Origin of the sequence: Candidatus Vicinibacter affinis, assembly GCA_016714365.1 — a bacterium.
GTDB classification, from domain to species: domain Bacteria; phylum Bacteroidota; class Bacteroidia; order Chitinophagales; family Saprospiraceae; genus Vicinibacter; species Vicinibacter affinis.
In genome coordinates, this window is the sequence record JADJNH010000005.1 from 3,228,838 (window position 1) to 3,253,538 (window position 24,701).

Sequence of the window (24,701 nt, forward strand, 5' to 3'; positions counted from 1 at the left end):
GACACCTGAAATCTATAAAATTCAAGAGGGAAATTCTACTAATCGTTAATGCTTAAGAATCCTTTTTTGGCGGTATATATTTTTCCTATCCTGTTACCGAGGCGCATTCCTTCCTCACAGTCCATTCTAAAATGAACCCCCAAATGCATTCTTGATCTGGCATTTTCATTGGCCATTTCGAAGAAGGAGTTAAAACTCCTGGGCTTACCCAAAAATTCCTTGCGGCCTTCGTGAGAATAGTCTGTTAAATTGAAATTACTTCCAAAGTAATTGCTTAATACTTGAGCGGCAGTAGCTCCAAAAACTGAATGACCGGAAGGATAAGCTGGAAAGGAAGGTGCCGGTATCATCGATACCCAGGTTGGCTGAATATACTTTTGGATAAAAGCTTCAGGTCGTTGAACGTTGAAATGATATTTGCCTGCCCAGGTAATGGCACTCGCATCATTCATGGCCAATCCAAGTACCATATTTAATTCTAATAATTTTCTAAAACTAAGATCAGATTTTTCTGCAGCCTGGCTGGCTATTGAAAACCATCTTCCCACGGGTGTCATGGTAAGCCCGGCTTTGTCATCACTCCAGAATTCTGCGATCCATTTATCTTCCTTTGAATTATTTTCACTGATGTACACCAATTCCTGCGCTTGCCTGAAATACTCAGAAAAGACTGCAGTATCAAAAGGGATTGGTGGATTGATTTCAATATCTCCCGGTTTAATCAAAAAGGTTCTGATTTTACCCCAATGAGGCAACAAAGCCGGCATTGGTCTTTCACCCATTTGTTGCCAGCAACCAGGACAAGAAGGTGGGATGTAGTTGTTGTCATAATTAAATAAAAAGCCGTCATGGCCTACCCGATCTGTCTTAGAATATTCCCAGATTTTATGTGCCACTTCCTTTCCATAAACCAGTGATCTGTTATAGGTTTCAGGACTCAAATTATTGAAAAATCTTTTTTTATTTTTGATATTGAGTGCACTGATTCGATTCTTATACTCCTCTGAAATGGTCGGAAAAAACATTTCAGCCAAATCAGCAAAACAACTATTGATCGCAATACCCGGTTCAATTCCTGATTCCTCCACCCCATGATATAAATCTAAATTACTAAGCAACTCTGAGGTATTTACATAATTGCATTCTTCTACAGAAGACAAGTATGCCGCTAATTCTATGTACGCAAACATTCGGGCACTGACAGGTCCCCTGTAACCAGGGGTAAAACGTTCTAATTCAATTAATAATTTGTTCCAATCCCTGATCGTCTCTCTTCTTGAAACATCCAGGTGGGTTGAGTCAGAACATGAATTAAAAATCATCAACACCAACAGAATGGAAAAGTATTTTAGGATTGAAAAACTATTTATATACTGCTTCATAAAATTAGTTTGGGGAGTACAATGGAAATTGAACTTTAAATATCGTGCCTTGACCTTTTTTAGAATCAATGTCAATGGAAAATTGGTGAATTTTCATTACAGAATCAACCAGTGACAATCCAATCCCTGATCCCTTTTTATGTTTTGCTTTTGGGTCCCGGTAAAATGGCTTAAAGACCAATGGAATGTCCTCAGTTTTGATTCCAGGACCATCATCTGCCATTTCAAGTCTTCTATTTCCATTTTTTTCAAAATAGATCTTCACGTCCACATATTTATCCTGAGAATATTTACAACAATTATCCATGATATTCATAAAGGCAGATCTGAGCAATGACTTATTCCCGGTCACACAAAAATCTTCTTCTGAAATAGGATCCCCCACTATGTCTATATCTATCTTATACTCTGAGTTGGATTTTAATAAAAGGGTACGTGATTCTAAAAGCAAGTCATCAATTCTGACGGTCGAAAAATTTACGGAGCCTTGTTCAGAATGAAGCCTGGCCATTTGTAACAAATTATCTGTGATGTCGGACAAACGGAAGGCATCCTCTAACACTGATTGAACGGAGCGCTTGTATTCTTCTTCTGTTCGACTTTTTTGTTGCAGTAAGACTTCTAATTGAGAGGTAATTACGGAAATGGGATTTTTTAATTCATGGGAAACATTGGAAATAAAATTCCTTTGCATGGCAAATGCTTCTTCAATCCTGTCCAACAAACGGTTGAAGGTCGTGATCAGATGATTGATTTCATCCTTTGATCCACTGTTTACGATTCTTACATTTAAATTCGAGGGCAACATGGATTCTACTTGTGCCACCACAGTCTTTACGGGACTCAAAGCTTGCTTGGTATACCACCAGCCACCAGCTGCAGCAATAAAAAGCCCAATTAACATGGTTAGCAAAAGTATGTATTGAATACTTACCAATTCTTCCATATTCATCTTTTTCTGCGCAAGCACGTAATACTTATCACCATTGGATGCAATAAACACATAGCCAATTTTGTTTACATCCTGTTTATCCGTAAAACAAATTTCTTTATCTTCCATCAGGGTGACCATTTCTTCAGAATTCAAACTGATCGATCCTGAATTTAATGCATACACTTTTTGGAAACGACTGTTGTATATCTCTACATTGGAATTTACAACCAAAGCGAAACTGTCATTCTTATTAAGCTGTCCTGTAATAGCAGCATTCTGGTCTCTCAACACCCTTTCGGCAATGTTGGATGATCTTGTTTTTAATGAGTAAAAATGTTCCTTCATGACCAATTGACTGTACTTGGAATAAAAGAACAATAATGAAAAACCAAGTATCCCTGCAGCCAGCAGTATAAATTGTAAGGTCAACCTGGTTCTAATTTGCATGCTATTCTGATTTAAGTATATAGCCGGTTTTAAAAACAGTATGAATCAACTTTTGTTGATCGGGCCGGTCAATCTTCTTTCTTAAAAAATTGACATATACTTCCACTATGTTAGTTCCGGTATCAAAGTTCATGTTCCAAACTTTTTCAGACAGTTCATTTTTTGAAATGACCCTCTCCGGATTAAGGATGAAGTACTCAAGTAGTGCAAATTCTTTAGGAGTCAGTGGAATTCTGAGGTTTGCTGACTTTCTAAAAGCCTCCTTGGTTTTGTAACGAAGTTCCAAGTCTCCGAAAGTAAGAATTTCACTAACGGTTTGCTTTATTTCAGCAGGCCTCCTGGCCAAAGCCTTGATTCTCAGAAGCAGTTCCTTAAATTCGAAAGGTTTAGGCAGATAATCGTCTGCACCTGCTTCCAGCCCTTCAATTTTATCATCTGTATGGTTCAGCGCGGATAGAAAAATAAAAGGGGTATGTTTTCCACTGGCTCTTAACTTTTTTAAAACCTGAATTCCTGATATCCCTGGCATGAGGACATCAGATACCACTACGTGATAATCATTCTTGTCCAGTAGCGACATTCCGATTTCACCATCTCTGGCAGTCTCTACTTCGATTTGATTTTCTTCCAGCCCTTGCTTCAGAGAATTCAATAACTTCACTTCATCTTCAATGAGAAGAACTTTAAGCATTGTGGTCGAAATTAATTAATAAGGAATGGTCAAAAATACTAAAAAAACATTGAAAATTTACTTTATCCAGACTATTGCGATTTCTAACTGGCACTTTTATTAATCGCGAACTCATTGCTAATAAAGGACTTAGCTCAGTTATAGGTTTTCTTTTTTTAATATTTCTCTCTAAATTTTAATAACTTTTTAAGCTGATTTTAAGGCCTTTTAGAGCCCTGAAGGCTACATTTGCCCGGATTTAGCCTATTTTAATTATCAAATCAAATTTATGCTTTACAGAATTAACAAAATCACTGCCCTGATTTTTGTGTTCGGGATGGCCTTATTTACCAATGGTTGTAAGAAGGACAACGATACCAGCAATGGAAATTCAAACACAAATTTAGTTTCATCCCATCCATACAATGTTGTGTGGGAATGGAATGAGTTATTCCTTGCTTTGGACAAAGATGCATTAGGCTTCAGGCCAGGACCTGGACCACGTGCTCTTGGTTACCTGGGGATTGCGGCTTACGAAGTTTGTGTTCCTGGAATGCCAAATTTTAATTCCTTAAAAAATTTGCCAAGCTTTCAGGGTTCAAATATTCCTGAACTGACAAATGCAAATGAGATACACTACCCTTCTGCAGTCAATGCAGCTTATGCCTATTTGATGAGCAAGTTGTTTGAAAAAGTAAGCTATTTTCAATCTGCAAGAGGCAGTCACATTGCGAATACTGAGGCTGGGTTGAAGTTAATTGAAGATTTGCGAATCAGCCTTGAAAGTAAATACAAAGCTGAGGCAGGCAATTCTAAATACAATGCTTCCAAAGAATGGGGAGAAAGAGTAGCATCAGCCATTTGGGAATGGTCAAAAACAGATACCTATGGTCATGAAGCTTACTTGAATCCACTCAACAACGATCCACTAAAAACCCCTTACCACAATTGGAAAGAAGCAAGTTTAGATGCCAATGGCAAGAGAATTCCTGGTAAATGGGCCCCTACCAACGACAATCCGGATGGTGGCATGTTTCCATTCTGGGGACGGGTAAGAGCTTTTGCAACCAACAACTCACAAAAAATTTCCAGACCTCCTTTGCCTTACAGCGAATCTAAAACTTCACAATGGTATGCCAACAATTTGGAAGTTTATTCAGCTACAACGCCTAAAGCAAGTTATGAAGATGAGTGGATAGCTGAATTTTGGTCAGATGATTTATTTGGATTAACCTTTGCGCCTCCTCCAAGAATGGTTGCCATCATGGACCAGGTATTTGCAAATGAAAAATCTACTCTTGAAGAAGCTGTTTATGCTGCTGCAGTCATGGGCATCACCTTAAATGATTGCGCCGTAGTTTGTTGGAATTCCAAATGGCATTACAATACAGAAAGACCAGAACATTTTATTAAAGACGTGATAGATCCTACCTGGGAATCTCAGTTGGATCATCCTTATACCGGAACCAGAGGTGTTACACCGGCGTTTCCAGCGTACCCTTCCGGTCACTCTACTTTCGGTGGTGGTGGTGCTTTTGCTTTAGCTGCAATCTGGGGAGACCATTACACCCTTACCGACCGATGTCACGAAAACAGAACTGAGTTTATTGGAACTCCTAGGACGTTCTATAATTTCAGTGACCTTGGATTAGAGGATGCATTGTCCAGAATTCCATTGGGTGTTCACATCAGAATCGATTGTGTAGAAGGCGTTCGCCTTGGAAGGGAAATTGGCTCAAGAGTCGCAGCCATGCCTTGGAAAAAGTAATTTTAAGTTTTAGATTAGACTTATTAAATATAAAAAAAAGAAAGCCTCTGTTAGAGGCTTTCTTTTTTTTATATTAAAATAATTTGCTGATTATCAAGCAAGTTGAATGTTCTTCTCTTAGTACACCAAAACTGTAACCGGGACAAATAAGATTTCAAAAAATCAAACATCAAAACCAAATTTGAAAAATATCCTGGAGTTAAATTCAAATTTTAATTACTTTTTAATACGATTTACGCCCAATATTTATACACAGATGGTAATTTTGTTTAACTTTTTCATTGGACAAATTAAACAATTAATCATGACTTCCAAATTAACAAAATTTAGTACCTTCCTTTTATTGCTTGGCCTTGTGATCTTAAACAATGGCTGTAAAAATGACACAGGCTCTACAGGAAATGACACCTCTATCAAAAAGGTGAGCGATTACCCTAATGAAGTTGTTTACGAATGGAATGAATTGTTTCTTAAAATTGAGCGTTATGCTGCCGGATACCGTCCGGGACCTGCACCTACGGCGTTAGGATATATGGGTTTTGCGGTTTACGAGGCGACCGCACCAGGATTTTCAGAATACAAATCCATCCAAAATAACTTTCCGGAAATCAACATTCCAAAAATTGAAGATGGAAAGGAATTCCATTGGCCAACTGTGGTCAATGCTGTTTATGGCACCATGATGCCAAGGTTTTTCGTGGATCAGCCTCAGGAGCACAAAGGATGGATGACAAACTTAGATGCAAGATTATTGAAAAAATACCGGGATGAAGCTTCTGATGAAGTGATCGAAAGATCCAGAAAAAGAGGTCAGGAAGTTGGCGAGGCCGTTTGGAAATGGTTTACTTCTGATCCTGTAGCATACAATCATTACAAAAACCCATTCCAGGGGTATGACTGGCAGACGAATTATAAAAAAGAAGGAGATTGGAAACCTACTCCTCCGGGACCAAACCAACCAATGGGTGGTGTTTATGGACGATGCAGAACTTTCGTTCTACAAGGGAATGCAGAAAAAACTGCGAGAAAACCCCTACCATACAGTACAGATAAAAACTCCCCATACTATGGCCAGGCTTATGAGATATTAACCCGTAATAATTCATTAGAAGCAGAAGAAGACCAATGGGTGGGTGAATTCTGGAGTGATGATTTGTTGAATCAAACTTTTTCTCCTGGCCCGAGATGGATTGCCATTGGTGATCAGGTATTGAAAAATGAAAACAGCAATTTGGAAATCGCCATTGCCATGAGCGCCAAAGTGGGTATCGCACTTCATGAGTCTGCTGTAGCATGTTGGTATTCCAAATACTTTTACAATGTAGAAAGACCACAGACGTACATCAACAAATACTTGGACCCAACCTGGATTTCATCATTGATTTATGCTGAAAACAAATGGGATGGATTTACACCACCATTTCCTGCTTACCCTTCCGGTCACTCTACCATGGGTGCAGCCGGTGCAGAAGCTTTGGCCAGTATCTTTGGTTACAGCTATGGCATGACGGATTATTGTCATCAGGGCAGAGCGGAATTCAACGGTACGCCTCGTACATTTGGCAGTTTCTTTGAAATGGCTCAGGAAAATGCCTGGTCAAGGGTTCCACTTGGTGTTCACTGGAGAATGGACTGCGATGAAGGTGTTAGATTTGGTACTGAAATAGCACGCAAAATGAATTCAAGAATCCCTTGGAAAGGTTAAATTATACTTTAGATTCAAATAATATAAATCAACAAGCCACTTCTAAGGTGGCTTGTTTTTTTTTTATATAGGAAGAACATTGAATTTTGGAATAAATAATAGCTTTATCAATGGAAATAAATAAAAAATTAATCATTGCAATTAACATCATTACGATTTTAAACTTCGTGTTTCAATTTAGTTGTACACAAAAACAACCCAATGAATTAATCACTTATCATGAGAACGGGAATGTAGAAAAGAGATACACCCTCAAGGAGGGTAAAAAAGAAGGATTGTGTGAAGTTTATTATGCGTCCGGTAAATTAAAAGGAAAACTTTTCTTTGAAAACGATCAACAAACTGGAAAAACTGAATACTATTATCCCTCAGGCAAAATCAAAGAAGTGCAATACTATGAAAAAGGAAAAAGAATAAATTGGGATACCACCTACCATGAAAATGGAGCCTTCCAACTGATCAGCAAATATGAGAATGGAAAAATCCAAGGAGATCAATTTAGATTTGACACTTTAAATCAACTTACAGACCATGCTGTATTTAACCAGGACACCTTAGTAAAATTTATTCCATTGATAGAAAAAAAATAAAATTGATTCAGAAATTATATTGAATATTAAAATTTTAAATTCGATAAATCATAAATGGAAATTTCAATCAACGCAATTTGAGATCAACCTACCATTGAAATAACAACTGAGTAATAAATTCATTATGATGAAACTGTTGGAACTTGAATCAGAACAAATACTTTTGAAGTGGACGTAGGAAATATTGATGGTGTGCTGCATTTCAATACAATTATAATACACATTTAATGTTCATTTGCTAAAATTTAGAATTCCAATGTAATTCCTCTACTCCACCACCACCCGCTCCATACTACTCCTACCTTCCATATCGCGATACCTAACAAAATAAACTTCGGTAGGCCAGTCGTGACCATCGATGGTAGTGGATGTAGATCCTTTACCTATCAGTAATGACTTAACAGCCGTGCCAGTAGCCGTCAGGATCTCTAGCCATCTTTGAGTATTGACGACGTGCCACTTCCAGCTTGAAGCCAAGAGTGAAAAATATCTTTCTTTATTGCAAGCCTAAAAAGATAGCATTTTGGTTGCATGATCGTCAATACTTTGTTATCATCAGTTTATTTTACTTTTTTATTAAAGAAGCGATATCCAACTCCAATTGATGTGTATATTCCTGTACCTCTAGCTTCAAAAATTGCGGTGGGCTGTTCTATGCCTTTGTATGTATATTTGAAAAACATTTTTTGAAAGGATTTAAAGCCATACAAGCCATTTATTGATAGAGTTACTTCTAAATTATGAAATAACGTAAAACCTGTTTTGATTCCAAGAAGTGGTACAATTTGAGTAACATTCATTGTTATTGCAGTAATTGGTTCAAGTTCTACATAGTCTGGCCCATTTTGTCGTTCAAACGCTCCATATTCTGATCCATTTTCTTTTGAAGTTTGGAGTCCAATTCCTAAAGTAGGTTTTAAATAGAAATATTTATAAGGATTTATTAAATTATAACACAATAAAATGTCAAATCTTGAAATATTAACTCCTGAATATCCGACACCTAAAGTTGGAAAACCATCAGGTGCAATAACTGAACCTTTATTAAATTTAATCCATGTATGACCTTCATATTGGGAAAATTGAGCCATAATTGATATTTTTTTAATTTTTAAATACTGTTCATACGAAAAAACAAAATGATAATCAGTATTTTGGAAATCCTCTTTGCTATTGATCATTCGAACAGATTGATTTGTAAGGGTGTAAATGGGTCCAAATCCAATATTTAAAGTTTGTCCAACTAAAGCGAATTGGATACCAAAAAATGTACTTAATGTTAAAATTAATTTACTTTGCATTTTATTTTTTATTAAAGAAGCGATATCCAACTCCAATGGAAGTGTATATTCCTGTGCCTCGACCTTCAAATACGGCTGTTTCCTGAGGCACCCCTTTATAAGTATATTTGAAAAACATTTTTTGAAAAGCATTAAAGCCAATAACTCCTTGGATATTTAAGTTTATGTCAAGTTTATTCCAAAACAGAAAACCCGTTGAAAAGCCTAATATTGGCATGAGCTGAAGATTATTATATGACTCAGCTGTTATTAACTCTAGTTGATAGTAATCAGGGCCATTTATTACAATTAATTCACTATAAATATCTTCACCATTACTAAGCGACTTAAGAATACCAATTGCAATTTGAGGCTTAAAATAATATTTTTTAAATTTATTAATTAGGTTGTAACTTAATCCAAAGTCCAATCTAAAAAGATCCACCCCACTATAACCTACCCCAAGAGTAGGTAATCCATCTTTAGTTACTACACTTCCATTGCTAAATTTAATCCAAGTATGTCCTTCAAATTTTGAAAGTGAACTAAATATGGAATATTTTCTTCCCCTAAAATATTGCTCATAGGTAATTTTACTTTGTGAAGCGGTATTCTGAAAATCATCAGTGCTATTAATCATGCGTGTTGATTGATTTGTCAAGGTATAAATAGGTCCAAATCCAATATTTATTGATTGGCTATTTAATATAATATTTGTTATAAATATTATGCAGATTGTTATAGATAATTTTCTATTCCACATTGCTAAATTATTTAGAATGAAAATAAAATCGTTCTTAGTTAAACGCTTTCATTTCAGGGTTAATTTAATCAAGAATCAATCTAGAAACTCCGCTAATACCAAATCCAAACCAAGTACCTTTTACATTTACTCTATGACCTGAAGTAAGTTTATTCGATTCTCTAAAAATATTTTGAATATCTGATTGTGTAAAAGATATTGAAGTTGGGTAGGTTCCTTTTCCAAGGGCTTTAATTCCAAAAGCTAACACGTCCAAACAAGATTTATCCGCTAATTGTCTTTTATTAGTACCAGATAAATCAGTAACAACACCATCATTACTTGCGGGTAACCAACCTACCCAAAATTTTCTTAAATATTTCATTTCACAGCCTACTTCACTTGCTTTTACCCATATACTAGCTTAAATTTTCCATTTTTGGCCATTGACTTCCTTTTTTAATTCTACATTTCTAGTTTTCTTTATACCGCAATCACAAGAAGTAGATACAAGAAATTTTGAACCGCAACATCTTGTTTTCGAAATTTTATTTATGTAACATAAAGTCACTGTTACTCTACTTGAAAATTGTTTAGAAAAAATCCAATTTGTGTTCTTAGTGCCATCAGAAAAAGTCCACTCAACATCCCATTGACTTTGAGAAAAATCACTATTAGTGGCATTAAATTTGAAACCCATCATCCACACATAGGGCTTTTGTAAATAAAAAGGAGCAATCCGGATCTTCTTGCCCAACGCAATCGTTCATTCCAATTCCAAACATAAATAAAATAAATACTGAATAATAGGCTTTTTTCTTAAATAAGCTAAAGAATTCACCCCATATAAATTGAAATTGTCTTGCATGCCCAAAATCAACAAAGTTGATGCATGTCGCCTCCCCCAACAAAGTTGGCGGGTGTCGTGTAAAATAAATTTAATTCGTTTCTCATAAAATTTAAATTAAAGGGTTAATAAAATCAATAATTTCTCATACCTGTATAAGTATAAGGTCTGAGTCCATTGATGTACATTATAAAATAATTCCTCATCTGCATGTAATACTGCTCGGGCGCGCTAACGGGAAGTAAAAAAAACAGACAATCAAATGCCGATGGTGCCGCACCTATTTTTTCTATGGTGGTGTATCCTAACTGCAGGGCGCGGACAAAACTGATCAAGTGAATCACAATGTAACAAATAAATTGTTACACCACAATACCTACTTATCAGTATATTTTTACATATGTAATTTAATAACATGTAATATATTGTTATTCAATTATATTGATAGAAACTATTTTACCCCTAAGTCACACACATAATTCTAAAATTAGGTTGGATTCAACCTTTATTTTAACCCCTGTCCATTTATTTGGTGTCAGTTAAATTTTATGGGGATTGAGAAGAAATAAAACCTCTTTACTGGTTGGGTTAAATAGATTCCGACACCTCATATAGTTATCGAATAAAAAATTCAGATCGGCCTTTTTCATTTTAGCATTAAGAAATGAAAACAGCTTTGATTTTTTTTGGTTCTTTTTTGTATTAAGAAAAAAAAGAACAAGGTTAATAGGATGGTATTTAGGATAATTTTAGATAAAAACGAGGTCGCAAAAACTGGCTTCTCCCCAAATTTTTAACTTTACCCTTTATTTATTACACCAAAAAAAAGCCCCCCGGATCACTCCGGAGGGCTGTTGAAAACGAAACCGATTACTACACACTATCTTTAGATCTGCGATCTAATCGATCATCAGCATCCTTCTGTACAATTTTTCGCGTCCAGTTTGAATATGGTAGTAATATACCCCGCCAAACTTCAACACATCTCTGTTTAATTCTATTTGATGATATCCTCTTTGGTAGTATGCACGTTTTGAATAAACCAATTTTCCACTGAGATCCGTCACTTCAAACAATACTTCTGAATCCTGATTGATTTCAAATGGTATCATCGTGGATTGATTGAATGGATTTGGAATATTCTGGAAGAGATGAATTTTACCCTGTGTATTTATGGATCCATCCAGCTTCAATTCCAGTTCATTTACTTCTCCGGATTTTTTGTATGCTTCCGCATTCATTAATTGCTTATCCAGGAATATCACATCGGACAAATATTGATCTTTATGAGATCTGATATTTAGGATCAGTTTCCACTCATTGCCTTTCTCCTGATTCCATGCGAATCTTACCGAGCCTTGCTCTTTAAAAACATCCGCAACATGCTCCGGCCTCAAGGAACCTTCCTGGCTTGTACTGATCTCTTTTATCCATGCCAACTGTGGATCGATATAAATTCCAGCCTGAGCGCCTTCCAGCTTTTCCCAATCAGACAACTTTAATTCAATGGCATATTCCTTTCCTTTTTCCATAAAGATATCAGCCGTCTTGAGTTGCGCTTTTTCCTGTGTTCTTGAGGAAGTATTCAAAGCACCATTCATCTTGTTAGAATCGTCGACATCCCCAACTTTTATACCCACAAAATTCACCAGGTAATTTTTATTCAATGTCGGAATGACGTAAGATTCAGGGAAAGCTTCCTGTAAAGGATTATCTCTATCTTCCCAAACATAATCTGAATAAATAAATCTCCATGAATTGTTATTGCGGAAACGCTGATTAATTCCTAAAATCAGTTTTCTGATTTCTGTAAGATCTGCTGCCGTAACACTACCTGATTTATTGACATCCGCTGCGATCCACTTAAATGGTTCATCAAATGGTTTGGAGCCCAAAATATGCTTTTGAATTTGGATAATGTCATACGTGCTTACCCCATTTAAATGATCCAGATCATAAATTGGTTTCGTTTCATAACTACCACCCATTTTCATATTATTGAAAGCGTATAAGCCGGCATTACCTGTAGTAACCAATCCTGCTTTTCCACCATTGAGGTACACATCAATGCCTTTCAATTTAACATCTTTCCTACTGCTGATAATACCTGCCACATTTGCGCCATTGAAATTTGGCGGACAAATGGTATCCAGATCAATAGCTTGCAATAAAGTCACGCAAGAATCAATATTACCCGCCTCATCTTTGAAGTAAATTGTATAAGCTCCCAGATAATCTCTGTTCACCAATGAATCACAACAAATGGTCACCACAGTATCCATAAAATTATTGCGATCAAAAGATGCCATGATGTTAGTAGCATTCGAACAATTGTCCGATATGTTAAAGATGAATTCATTGGCATTGAAATCTGCACAACCATTGTCCTGAATGGTGTGTATAACTTTCTTACAGGTAACTTCCGGAGCAATGGTATCGACTACTGTAATTTTAACTGTTTTGGTAGCAACGTTGCAACAAGCATCCTCAGCAGAAAATGTTACATTGGTAACGCCCACAGGATAATATCCGGATGCATCTTCAAAGTCATTTGCTCCATAAGGTGAATCGTTTGTGATTACTACTGAAGCAGAATCACAATCACTCACAGATGCAATCATGGTCACAAAATTGTTACAGGAAGTGTCTGAAGCATATACTGTAATATCTGCAATTCCTTGTATGGTCGGTGCGCTTTGATCGTCCCGGATAATCAACTGAATAAATTTGAAGGTATTACCGGAACAACTGTCAAACACTGTCCATTCTCTTTCAATTTCACAATTTCCTCTGGTTTTACAGAAATTGGAATCCTGAGAGGTAATTCTCAGCTTAAAGCAAGATGCTGAACCAGCATTCACTGTTGGCTTACCAAGACTATCAGGACTGATGGATTGACATTCATCAACTGTTACAGGAGATATTGGCCAATTGATTTCCAAACTATCCAATGGATCCGGATTATTCACCGTAACTATTTGTGTACAGGAACGTGTATTCCCGGATGCATCTGTTGCTGTAAATATTCTGGTGATAGTACCGATTCCGCACACATTTTGATTTCTGATGGCGGTATCCTTCACGCTTACCCCGGGACAATTATCCGATGCAGTTGCTGTTCCGAATTGACCTAAATTATCCGTATTCACATCACATCCAACCACTGTATCGCGAGGACAATTTATCGTCGGCGGAACGGTTTCAATGACAGTCACCATGGTAATGCACGTTGCTGAATTTCCGCAGGAATCTGTGGCGGTAAAAATTACATTTGTTTTTCCAACCGGGAAAATTGCAGGAGCATTGTTTTGGAAAGTAACACCTGTATTACAAGCCGTATTCAAAGTCGGATTGCCCAGATTGACGACTGCGCCGCAAGTATTCTGATCAGCGTTCACAGTTCTATCCGCAGGGCAAGTAATGCTTGGCGGTGTTTGATTCAAAGTAATGATGTATTGATTAAAGCTGAACACTTGGCTTGCACTGCAATCATTTGTTGCCCTCCAGGTCCGCTTCACTGTGCGACAAGGATTTCCTGCCAATATGGTATCCACAAAATTAAACTTAACCAAACCACAATAATTTTTCTTTAAAGATGGTCTGCCTACAATATCAGGATTTGTGGTCGGAGTACAAGTAAATGAAGTAAAGCTATCCCTAGGCCAGGTAATATCAGCAGGATTAAGATTTACATCTCTGGTAATTTTCTGAATTCCAAAAATGGTAGTATCCACCTCAGGTCTGCAACGGATTCTTACTTCCCAATTTCTATTTACCACATAACAGACTTCAGGATTTGTGCGGATCGTGTCATCTGTATATTTGAAAGTCAATGAATCACATCCACACTTGACTGTTGGATATCCGTTCAAAGAATCCGGTAAAAATGGTTTGGCACAATCTGTCACGGTTAGATCTGGAGGCAGTACTAATTTTGGTCCTGTAGGGAACAATACTTTGATCACCTGATTAAACTTAAATGATTGAGCTTGTGCACCTGTTTTACAAGTATTATTAACAGTCCACTTTCTCTGTACAATTTTACAAGTATCGTTGTTTGACTTCACTGAGTCCACATAAGTAATGCTCACATAACCGCAGAAATCTTTCTTTAAAGTAGGAACATGATTCACTACAGATGTATCGATATCTCCGGTACAATTATCCACTACAAAACTATCCGCAGGCCACATGATATCTGTTAGTTTCAAGTCAATAGACACTGCTATGCGTTGTGTTCCCATTAAGGTACCAACTAAGTCAGGTGGACAATTAAATACGGATGTCCATTTTCTATAAATAACATAACAGGTATTTGGTGTACCAAATCCAATAGAATCCTTATAGCTATGCTGCACCATGGTACACGGACAATTTGACTTAGGATAACCATTCAAAGAATCCGGAAGTGTAGATTTTTTACAATCTGTGATGGTGATGTCATTTGGCACGATAAGTTTCGGACCATTAGGATATAAGATTTTAATCTTTTGGTCGAATTTATAAACCTGAGCCTGAGCACCGGTCTTACACACATTATTTACCCTCCATGTACGTTGTACAATTCTGCAGGTGTCATTATTCAATTTAATGGTATCTACATAGGATATGGTAACATATCCGCAGAAATCTTTTAGTAACATCGGCACATGATTCACTCTACCGGTGTCAATATTTCCACTGCAATTGTCCACCACAAAACTATCCGCCGGCCATTTGATGTCTGAAAGTTTCAAATCTATTGAAACAATGATGCGTTGCGTTCCGCGGAAAGTGCCGACTACATCCGGTGGACAATTGTACACAGAAGTCCATTTTCGATAAATAACATAGCAAGCGTTTTGAGTGCCAAATCCTATAGAATCTGTATAACTGTGCTGTACAATATTGCATGGACAGTTTGTCTTCGGATATCCATTCAATGAATCCGGCAAGATGGATTTTTTACAATCGGTCACAGTCACATCTGCTGGCACTGTGTATTTTACTCCAGTTGAATTTACCACTATCAAGGTCTGGACGAAGGTAAATGTCTGACTTCCGTCTGTAACACACTTACTAAATACTGTCCAGGTTCTTTCACAAATACTGGTATCCGCTGACTTTGAAATAAACCGATCATCATACATCAGCATGACCTGACCTTTATAACCACATACGGTCGGCACTTCACCAATGTAAGCCGTATCTTTTGACCCTAGACAATTGTCTACAATGACTGTTTGTTTAGGCCAGGTAATATCAGATTCCTTAAGGTCGGTAGTGACTACTATCCTCTGTACAAATGAAAAGTCATTGTTGTTGCCCGGACAAGTGAATTTTAAGAACCAGGTTCTCTCAATCACGAAACACTCATTTCTTCCGCCACTGACTTTCACATCTGAATGCGTTATATCCGCATCTGTGCATCGACAAGTTCCAATGGTTGGATATGAATTTAGATCTCCCGGATCTGTCAATTGCGAACAGTTGGACACCGTGATGTCAGCAGGTTGCTTGAAACAATTGCAGTAATCGACATTGTTGTTGTCTTGAATGTCAATAAAAGTTTCGCAACAAGATTGCTGACCATTTGATGCAGTAACACAGAATAAAACTTCTCTCCTACCAAGGCTGTCACAATTATAAGTGACAGACTTAATGGTGGTATCCCGTCCTATGGAATAAGTCAATGGATATCCGCAAGGATGATTACTTCCCTGATCAAAATCTTTAGCCCATATAGTAACTAATTCACCATCGATACGACCATCACCATTCAAATCCATCGCCACCAATCCTGCAGCCAATCCTTTCAGACAATATGCCGTTGGGGTTTTTACATTGATGATTTCAAAATTTATTTCACAGACTTCCTTGTTTCCACACAAATCTTCCAAAACATATTTTACTCTATGTTTTCCTAAAGGATAAAATCCCGAAGCATCTACAATATTTCCGACGCCCAATCCACTTCTGTCTTCAATTCCATCTGAATTCAAGTCTACATGAAATTCATTTCTCAACTGATTGTCTGGTGTACAATCATCATAACCGGTTGCAATTAAGTCAACAACTCTGCCGACACATGATGTATCATTGATTTCAAATCTCCTGTCCACACATCCACTCAGGAAGATGGGTTTCACTGTATTGTATACTTTTATAATCTGCTCCCGCTCATAAATAATTGGACTTCCGGTAGGATTATAAAATCTGCACCAGTTAATTACTTTCCATTTTCTCAATACTTTATAACAAGCATCATTTCCATTTACGATGCGGAACACATGATCCTCATAATTAACACCGACCAGATCACACTTGTCTTCGTTGATAATTGGATAACCTAAACCAAGAGGCAGGTTTTTTGGATCCAGTATGTCAGAAGCACATGAAGTGGTGTCAAAATCTCTTGGCCAACGTATAGAATTTTCAGTAAAAGGTTTATTGTTGATGATGGTAATCCTTTGAACACATACATTCTGTCCAAAACTATTTCCGGCAATAAATATTCTATCGATGTATCCTTCCCGGCACTGATTGATGTAAAAGCTGTCCACCTCACGAACGGTAACATCGCAATTGTCAGAAACTCTTGGTTGTCCAAACTCTGACAAATCATTCGGATTGTAATGATACTCGCAGTCAATTGTTACATCATGCGGACAGGATATTTGAGGAATGGTTTTATCCTGAACCTCCACTAAAATCATGCATGTATTTGAGTTGCCCTCTGCATCGGTAACCTTAAGCATCACCTGAACCAAATTACCGATATCAGCACAACAAAATCCAACTGAATCGGCATAAACATTTGGATTGTACTGACAAGGTACTCCATCATCCATTCTTCTTGCCTGCATGGACGCAATGTGACAGTCGTCATAACTTCCATCATCAAATACATGAGCAGGTATCCAGGCTTGTCCAAATCGGTCCAAGGTTACAACTGTTTCTTTATCACACTGAACCACTGGCGCGGCCTGATCTTTTACGTATACATTAAAGCTGCAGGTACTTTCGTTATGGCAATTGTCATAAGCTCTAAAAGTCAAAACGTTATTGCCTGCTGGCAATCTTAAAGTCCTCGAGGTGAAATTTTTAATGATACCTATAGGCGAAACCAGATCCAGGGTAACCTGACTGCTGCATGAGTCAAATACTACAGGATTCGGAATCCAGACATTACCAAAACACTCATAAGAATTTGTGCTGGCAGTAATGTCATAAGGACACATAATTACCGGTGCCGTTGTATCAGTAATTTCGATCAACTGATTATAAACTCTTTGCTCAAAAGTGGTGCAATACCAAATGACGAATCTCCAATTTCTTAATATCTTTTGAGTGCAACTCTTTCCGGTTGGAATTACAAAATCTTCATAGGAAGCGCCAAAATCACAGTATTTGTTATCCTTGTTAGGCCAAATAGGTGCACCATGATACAATGGAACGCCTGTAGAAGACGTATGAGGTCTACCTAGAGAATCAGTTGCAAATGATCCACACAACAAAGGATTGTTGGTAGCCAGACTTAAAGAATCCGGAAAAACAATTTCATTTAAATTAATTCTCTTTAAAAATATCTGTTGTGTACAGGTATCAGAAATATTTCCGGAGGCATCCTTTGCCACATAATTACGGGTAACTATTTTTGAGTAGGCCTGATTGCAACGGGTATCCTCAATTCTTTCGTCCAATAGAATTTTCTGTGGTGCAGGATCACAATAATCGTACACCAACGGACCCAGATAGGATTGCATTCTTGTGCAATCAATTGTATCATTCAAACAAACAATTTGCGGTTTAATTTTATCTTCTACAGTAAGTGTAGCCCAGCAACTATTTCCGTTGCATACGTTCAACACTTTTGCCATAAGGGTTTTTCCCAAATGCTCATAAGTTAAAGTGGCATTTGGTACTAATGATCCATCCTTATTCATAATCATCACGGCATATGAATCGTAATCGTATGGACCGCCCAATAACAACATTTGCGGAGTCACCAATGCTTCACAATTTATGCCAAGGGATATTTGTGCGGAACCTATACAGCTTACAGAACCAATCTGATCGCCGATGGTAACTTCAAATCTTATAGGCTTCAAACAAAGATCAGGATTGCGCTCAATAACTGTTAAATAATGCTTTGTTCCTACCGCACCATTCCAGGTAATAGCCGCAGCATAAGTATTGGTTTGTGAAGTAAATGTTCCTCCAGAACTTAATATCCATTGATAGGTACTTCCAGGGTGATAATCTACACTGTATCGTACATTAGAACCAGTACACACATTGTTCTGTGCTTCTATCAAAGTAGATTCATTGTAATTACATCTTATATTACCAAGACTTACTTTATCTCCAAACTGATTTTCCAAAACAATGTCAAATCCTACTCCATCAAGATGAACCCCACTCATTTCATAGACAGTCATTGCACCATTAGAAATAACAGGTGACAATAAGAAGCCCATTGGGCCTGTACTAAATGGAACAGGAATTGCAGGAGGTGCCGGACTTGATGTTTGAAACAAACCATTTACACTTCGGATAAACCAAATTTCTCCTGTTCTTGACTCTAGCGTTAAGGTTGTTCTGAACTGACCATCATCAGGATTACTTGCATTGTTGAGACATTCACATGCAGAATTTACAATTTCCAACAAGACTGCACCAGCCACATCTGAGTCATCTTCATCCAAGCCGGATGGGTCCTCAGGACCTGCGCTACCGGACTGGTCTGAATCTTCAAATACCTGACCACCTTCATCATTGTCTACCACATCGTCCGGTGTGGAATCTTCATCTGGTTCTCCAAAATCATTGCTGGCTGAATAAATTTCAGCTCTGTTTACTACCTGGCCACTTGGCCTTGTAGGATCCACCTGAGTTTCTACGATGACCTGAATGCTCTCGCCCGGTTTCAAACCTTCTGCAGGCAATCTTCCATTTTTCACATTCATCAGATAATAATACTTTCTCGGATCCGGATTTTGTGGATTTTGATACCAGTCTTTGCTGATCATTAAAGTACCCGATGGCAAATAATCAAATATAACAATTTCACTTGCGGTTACGGTACCTTCGTTGGTAATGGTAATGGTCCAAGGAACAATCTGTCCTCTAACCACAGTTCTGACTGCAATTTCCTTTCTCAGCGCCAGGTCAAAATTATTTGGATTGGTGTTGGCAACATCATGATCGTCCTCATCATTCTCTCCATGATCGCTGACATCGTGATTCGGAGTACTTTTATCATTATTCTGGGTATCATCCGGAGTGGAATCATAATCGATCAAGAGATTTCCTGCAAAATCTTTTGCTTGACTGATCTCTCCGCAATTGAATATGGTCAAACCATATTTCTTTGCTTTAATAATTACCAGGACATTGGTTTTAAAGGATTCTCCTGCTCCAATCGTCTGATCCACCTTAAAATAAATTTTATTGTCTGCACGCAATTCCCAACCAGGATTTATTGCAGCAGAGAAAATAAAACTGGTATCTAGATAATCTACGATTTCGGAACTGGAGGCTGCTACATTACCTTGATTCAAAACTTCAATTTGGAAGTTTACAGTATCTCCACTGTGGAATATCAACTTTTTATTTTCAAGTGTCTTTCTTAAAGCAAGGTCAAATACTGGTACCGTCGCAACATCATGGTCATCCTCATCTTGTGCGCCATGATCACTGATCAAATCATCTGTTATGGTGCCCAATTCCCCACCAACATCATTTCCTGATACGCGATCAGGAGTTGAATCAAAGTCGAAGGCACTGTAATCCTCCCCTGCCAAATTTTGCAAAGAAATTACTTCAGCAAAATTTTTGACATCAAGAATATTCGAAGTACCAAGATCTTTCAGTCCGATTAAAACTGAAATAGAATTTCCCGCCTGTAAAACTGCATTTGATTGATATTCTGCAACACCATTGTTCATAACCCAACCAGCCGCAACTGAAGCTTCACTCAGTTCAAATCCTGAAGGAATGTAATCAGCGAGTCTGATATTTTTGACAGCAATATTTCCTTGATTGAAAAGTTCAATTCGGAAACTCACCTCACCTTTGTATTTTAATACAGACCCCGGTACAAGAATTTTTCTCAAAGCTATATCCAAAATATTTAATGCCTCCGGATCTGCGTCATCTTCATCATCGATTCCATTTCCATCTAACTTATTATCAGTTACCGATCCATAAACACCTCCTGCGTCATTTCCATCATTTTCATCCGGATTAGAATCCACATCTACGGCAGACATGTCAGTCCCTGAAGAATTTTCTGCAGAAACGATTTCTGCTTTATTGTATAAGTTTGATGCTTGAGCAATATCCTTTACGCGCAAAGTAATTTCTCTCGTCGCACATTGACCGGGTTCAATATTTGATAATATGCTGTTGTAGAACTTACCATTCTTAAGCATCCATCCATTGTTGTCCACCGGACTTAATTCCAATCCTGCAGGGATGTAATCAATGAACACTACATTCTGAGCAGTAACATTCCCCTGATTGCAAATTCTGATTTGAAACAATACATCCTCGCCTAACTTTACAGGCGTATTTTTTGAAGTAGTTAAAATCAGTGCGAGATCAAAAATCTGCAGACCTGCAGGATCCTGATCATCCTCATCCAATTGACCATCACCGGATATTATATTATCACTTGCAGATCCCAACACACCACCTGCATCATTTACAGGGTTATTATCAGGTGTACTGTCCCAATCTTTGATGTCCGCATTGTTTGCATCTTTCATCGCGCTGATCTCAGCGACATTGATTAGTTGACGATAATCGGAAGATTTTACTTTTAATTTTATGTTGAGAATTCTGGACTTGTTTGGTTCCAAAGTTTGTATGTCATGAAATGTTGCAATACCGTTTGAAAGCAACCATCCCGGATTTTCATTGGCAACAAATTCCAGTCCTGCTGGAAGATAATCTGAAACAGTATAATTACTGATGGCAATACTTCCCTGATTATATATGGTGAGTTGAAATGGAACTAAATCCCCAACTTTTACAGGATTAATATTTGTCGTTTGTTTGATTAATGCGAGGTCCGCAATAAAGACTGTTTCTCGGTCGTGATCATCTTCATCTGTTGTTCCATCCCCATCAAATGCATTGTCAGTAATGGAACCCAATACCCCTCCTGCATCATTGCCAGGATTATTATCGGCTTTTGAATCACGATCCATAATTTCTACGCCTGCACTATTGGTCATGCTAGAAATTTCAGCAGTATTGATCAGCGTTCCCGCAGTAGCATTATCTTTTATTTTTAATACAATGTTTACTATTTGAGTTGACCCTGTGGAAATTCCGGATGGATTGTGATAAACCGCACCGGCAGGAGTCAATGTCCATAATGGATTGGAAGCTATTACAAACTCAAAACCTGCTGGAATGTAATCTGTAATTTCATAAGCTGCAATGTTGGTATTTCCTTGATTTCTTACAGTGATATTAAAAGTTACAAGATCACCTCTTTTAACCGGAGCAGTGCTCGCTGTAGTTTTAATCAATGCCAAATCATGCACAAATAATGCTTCTGCATCATGGTCGTCTTCATCATCAGGATTATCCAATGTATTATCTGTTAATGAATTTGGAATACCTCCCCTGTCATTTCCCAAAATTTGATCCGGAGAGGAATCGTGATCTTTCATGGGTAGCCCTTTGTCATCATACATCGCGGCAATTTCTGCCTGATTGATTATGTCGGTCATGCTGACATCATTCAACACTTTAAGTCTTATGTTAAAAACCTCTATCCCACCAGGTACAATTGCACTTTTACTATTGAGGTGTGCTATAGAACCTGTAATATTCCAATCTAAATTTTCTTCTGAAACAAACCCAAGTTCTGAAGGAATGTAATCCACAATTTCGAAGGATTCTACCGGAACAGTTCCCTGATTGTGCACCTCAATAGCAAATTCAACAAAATCATTTTTCCTTAAAGAGCCAAGAGTTTTGACTTTCTTAATCAACGCAAGGTCTACCACATCTTCTTCCGGAGGTGCAGTGGAACTATCCGTTGCATGTCTGAGTCCGATATCGAGATTAAATTTATTCTGTCCATTATTGCCGGTATGAATTTTAACTGCTGGCAAACCTTTAAAATTAGGACATGGATAGATGGCAAGAATTCTTGCATCATTGTCTCTTTGATCAAGAATACCTCCTGTAATTTGGTCAGCAAGAGTAACAGACAAAGTGTCTTTACCTAAAATAATAGTATTATAAGTTGTATTGTATCTTGCATCATCAATTATGATAAAAAAATCAGCATCGTATTCAAGACCATCAGGTGTACCATCTTTATTGATGTCTACATTTGTCTGATTGAATAAATATTCACCATTGGTACCGGAAATCACACTTGCAACTTTAGTACAATTTTTATCATACAAGGAAACCTGTACCCCACTGATTCCTTTCTCCTCTGAATCCTGAATTCCATTTTCATTTTTATCCAACCAAATTAAATTTCCAATTTCCAATGGTATAGCCTGGTTCATTACTTCAATATCTCCAATTCCGGAAGCCTTTCCAAATACACTGTTGGCTGGATTATATATTTGTATGGCACCTAACTTTTTGCCATTTATGGTACTGTATCTATGCAAGCCACCTGCAAAAGATTCAAAAATTGGATCAAAAACGGCAGCAATGACTTCATTCTTTTTTGCAACACTGGTCAAACTACCTAAAGCAGTTTCCTGATGCAGTCCCGGACCAACAATCCAGTAATCTTCACCAAAAAACTCACCTCCACCAGGACCTTCGTAATGACCCGCTCCGGTGCCCAATCTTCCATTTACTACACCTCCACTCTCCAGTTGCCAACCCTTGTCTGTCTTGAAAGCCATTAATATATCACCGGTTTGATTGGTAAGTGGTTCCACATTTACACAATATGCATGACCTTTTCTGTCTGTAATACCAAGAATCATTTCACCATTGATGGTAAAATCCAAATCCGTCAACCATTGTGAAATATTTTTTAAATCTCTTTGTTCCTTCGGCCAATAATTTTTAGCAAAATCGGTCGATAGAATTAAATTGTACACTCTCGTCAACAAATTCAATTCGTACACATGAAAAACACAATCGCTTTCTTTTTTGCTGGTTTCTGCTGTGCAGGTTACTCCAATGTATAATAGACCATTGTAGTATTTTAAAGCAGATACTGCATAATCTCCAGCGTTGCATCCCGGATCCGGGATTTTTATTTCAATAACATTAGAAGCATTCGGATCTGTAGTAGGAATAATTACTACGGACTTGTTGTATAGATTGCTTACAAAAAGAAATTGATCGTCATCCGAAATATCGATATTTCCGATTCCAACTTTACCTACAAGGTCTCCATATTTACAATCACTCACTGCCAGGCCTTGAGTAGAACCAGTTTGAATTCCAATATCACTTAAATTAATAAAATTAGTAACGGCTGCTGCTTGCTTATTAAATACATATATACCACCAGTCCCATTAGGTCCCAATACAGCCCCCTGCTTTACAAATGCAGATGCGTACAACAGTTTTTTGGTACGGTTCCATGCAAGGCCCCATACTGCGCCTGTTTGGCTCTTGGTGACTAATTTATTTAATGGACTTAGAGAATTAAAATTTTCGTCTAATTCGAGAATAGTTCGTTCGTTGCCATTGATGGAAAGATCTGAGCCTCCTACAAAATTTGCGACCGCTAATTTTGGATTCTCTTCCATCAAAGTCTCTGCAGGTTTGAACAAACCAAAATTGGCACTGCAAGATGGAGCGCGCAGAGTACGAGTGTCTCCAAAATGGTCAAGTCCCATTTTAGAATACTCATAATAAGAAGGTTTGCTGATTTCAATGCTGTACATCGCATCATCAGTCAAACCAGTTAAGCTGAAACCACCGTTGAAATCGGTAAGTGCACTGGCCACTAAAAGACCTTCTCCGTTGAAAGCACTGATGGAAACAAATGCAACCCCAGGTTCTCCGGAATCCATGTTTCCATTAAAGTTGCGGTCATTAAAAACACGACCTCCAATCTTTCCGGATTCGGTGAGACATTGTGTGTAAACAGGAAAGGCAGCCATAGTAAAGCATATTGCAATAGCCAACCTCCCCAGACCTTCATAAAAGGATTTAAATGGGTTTTGAGCTTTGTGTGAAGCTCCAGTTTGTAAGAAACGTAGTTTCCTCATGTAACGCAGTTTTTATGTGTAGTTCGTTTTTCGGACTCGGTTCAAAAACCAAAAGTCAGCCACTACGCATTGCGCTAAAGAGAAATTTACTTAATTCGGGAATAAACCGATAAAGGTTTACGGTGCAAACATATAACT

At 37.7% G+C, this 24,701-nt stretch carries 11 protein-coding genes; 3 read left to right on the forward strand and 8 right to left on the reverse strand.

The window, feature by feature from the left end:
* Positions 1–38 precede the first annotated feature (38 nt).
* From IPJ53_12850 to IPJ53_12860, 3 genes are read right to left on the reverse strand one after another with little or no spacing between them, the layout of a single operon-like run.
* Positions 39–1,382: a vanadium-dependent haloperoxidase gene (locus IPJ53_12850; protein MBK7799989.1), complete on the reverse strand. Its 1,344-nt coding sequence runs from the start codon at positions 1,380–1,382 to the stop codon at positions 39–41.
* 4 nt (positions 1,383–1,386) lie between these two features.
* Positions 1,387–2,763 carry a HAMP domain-containing histidine kinase gene (locus IPJ53_12855; GenBank protein MBK7799990.1) on the reverse strand — a complete coding sequence of 459 codons (1,377 nt, stop codon included), beginning with the start codon at positions 2,761–2,763 and terminating at the stop codon, positions 1,387–1,389.
* 1 nt (position 2,764) lies between these two features.
* On the reverse strand, positions 2,765–3,454 hold the full coding sequence (locus IPJ53_12860) for a response regulator transcription factor (GenBank protein MBK7799991.1): 690 nt from the start codon (positions 3,452–3,454) through the stop codon (positions 2,765–2,767).
* Between the two features lie 268 nt (positions 3,455–3,722).
* Here IPJ53_12860 and IPJ53_12865 point away from each other — a divergent pair, with 268 nt between their 5' ends.
* The 3 genes from IPJ53_12865 (at position 3,723) to IPJ53_12875 (ending at position 7,496) form a co-directional block, all read left to right on the forward strand.
* A complete protein-coding gene (locus IPJ53_12865) occupies positions 3,723–5,201 on the forward strand; it encodes a vanadium-dependent haloperoxidase (GenBank protein MBK7799992.1) in 1,479 nt (492 codons plus the stop codon).
* 304 nt (positions 5,202–5,505) lie between these two features.
* The gene (locus IPJ53_12870; GenBank protein ID MBK7799993.1) at positions 5,506–6,906 is read left to right on the forward strand and encodes a vanadium-dependent haloperoxidase; all 1,401 of its coding nucleotides are present in this window, start codon (positions 5,506–5,508) and stop codon (positions 6,904–6,906) included.
* A 110-nt stretch (positions 6,907–7,016) separates the two neighbouring features.
* A complete protein-coding gene (locus IPJ53_12875) occupies positions 7,017–7,496 on the forward strand; it encodes a hypothetical protein (protein MBK7799994.1) in 480 nt (159 codons plus the stop codon).
* 560 nt (positions 7,497–8,056) lie between these two features.
* Here the strand turns inward: IPJ53_12875 and IPJ53_12880 are convergent.
* From IPJ53_12880 to IPJ53_12900, 5 genes are all read right to left on the reverse strand, one after another.
* On the reverse strand, positions 8,057–8,797 hold the full coding sequence (locus IPJ53_12880; protein ID MBK7799995.1) for a hypothetical protein: 741 nt from the start codon (positions 8,795–8,797) through the stop codon (positions 8,057–8,059).
* 1 nt (position 8,798) lies between these two features.
* On the reverse strand, positions 8,799–9,539 hold the full coding sequence (locus IPJ53_12885; protein MBK7799996.1) for a hypothetical protein: 741 nt from the start codon (positions 9,537–9,539) through the stop codon (positions 8,799–8,801).
* A 64-nt stretch (positions 9,540–9,603) separates the two neighbouring features.
* The gene (locus tag IPJ53_12890; GenBank protein MBK7799997.1) at positions 9,604–9,903 is read right to left on the reverse strand and encodes a hypothetical protein; all 300 of its coding nucleotides are present in this window, start codon (positions 9,901–9,903) and stop codon (positions 9,604–9,606) included.
* 596 nt (positions 9,904–10,499) lie between these two features.
* Positions 10,500–10,709: a hypothetical protein gene (locus IPJ53_12895; GenBank protein MBK7799998.1), complete on the reverse strand. Its 210-nt coding sequence runs from the start codon at positions 10,707–10,709 to the stop codon at positions 10,500–10,502.
* A gap of 555 nt (positions 10,710–11,264) precedes the next feature.
* Positions 11,265–24,563: a DUF11 domain-containing protein gene (locus IPJ53_12900; GenBank protein ID MBK7799999.1), complete on the reverse strand. Its 13,299-nt coding sequence runs from the start codon at positions 24,561–24,563 to the stop codon at positions 11,265–11,267.
* Positions 24,564–24,701: the final 138 nt, after the last annotated feature.

What these genes read in the sequence shown, in the direction of transcription:
- IPJ53_12850 (MBK7799989.1), bottom strand. Translation starts at nt 1,382, where the DNA reads ATGAAGCAGTATATAAATAGTTTTTCAATCCTAAAATACTTTTCCATT.
- IPJ53_12855 (MBK7799990.1), bottom strand. Translation starts at nt 2,763, where the DNA reads ATGCAAATTAGAACCAGGTTGACCTTACAATTTATACTGCTGGCTGCA.
- IPJ53_12860 (MBK7799991.1), bottom strand. Translation starts at nt 3,454, where the DNA reads ATGCTTAAAGTTCTTCTCATTGAAGATGAAGTGAAGTTATTGAATTCT.
- IPJ53_12865 (MBK7799992.1), top strand. Translation starts at nt 3,723, where the DNA reads ATGCTTTACAGAATTAACAAAATCACTGCCCTGATTTTTGTGTTCGGG.
- IPJ53_12870 (MBK7799993.1), top strand. Translation starts at nt 5,506, where the DNA reads ATGACTTCCAAATTAACAAAATTTAGTACCTTCCTTTTATTGCTTGGC.
- IPJ53_12875 (MBK7799994.1), top strand. Translation starts at nt 7,017, where the DNA reads ATGGAAATAAATAAAAAATTAATCATTGCAATTAACATCATTACGATT.
- IPJ53_12880 (MBK7799995.1), bottom strand. Translation starts at nt 8,797, where the DNA reads ATGCAAAGTAAATTAATTTTAACATTAAGTACATTTTTTGGTATCCAA.
- IPJ53_12885 (MBK7799996.1), bottom strand. Translation starts at nt 9,539, where the DNA reads ATGTGGAATAGAAAATTATCTATAACAATCTGCATAATATTTATAACA.
- IPJ53_12890 (MBK7799997.1), bottom strand. Translation starts at nt 9,903, where the DNA reads ATGAAATATTTAAGAAAATTTTGGGTAGGTTGGTTACCCGCAAGTAAT.
- IPJ53_12900 (MBK7799999.1), bottom strand. Translation starts at nt 24,563, where the DNA reads ATGAGGAAACTACGTTTCTTACAAACTGGAGCTTCACACAAAGCTCAA.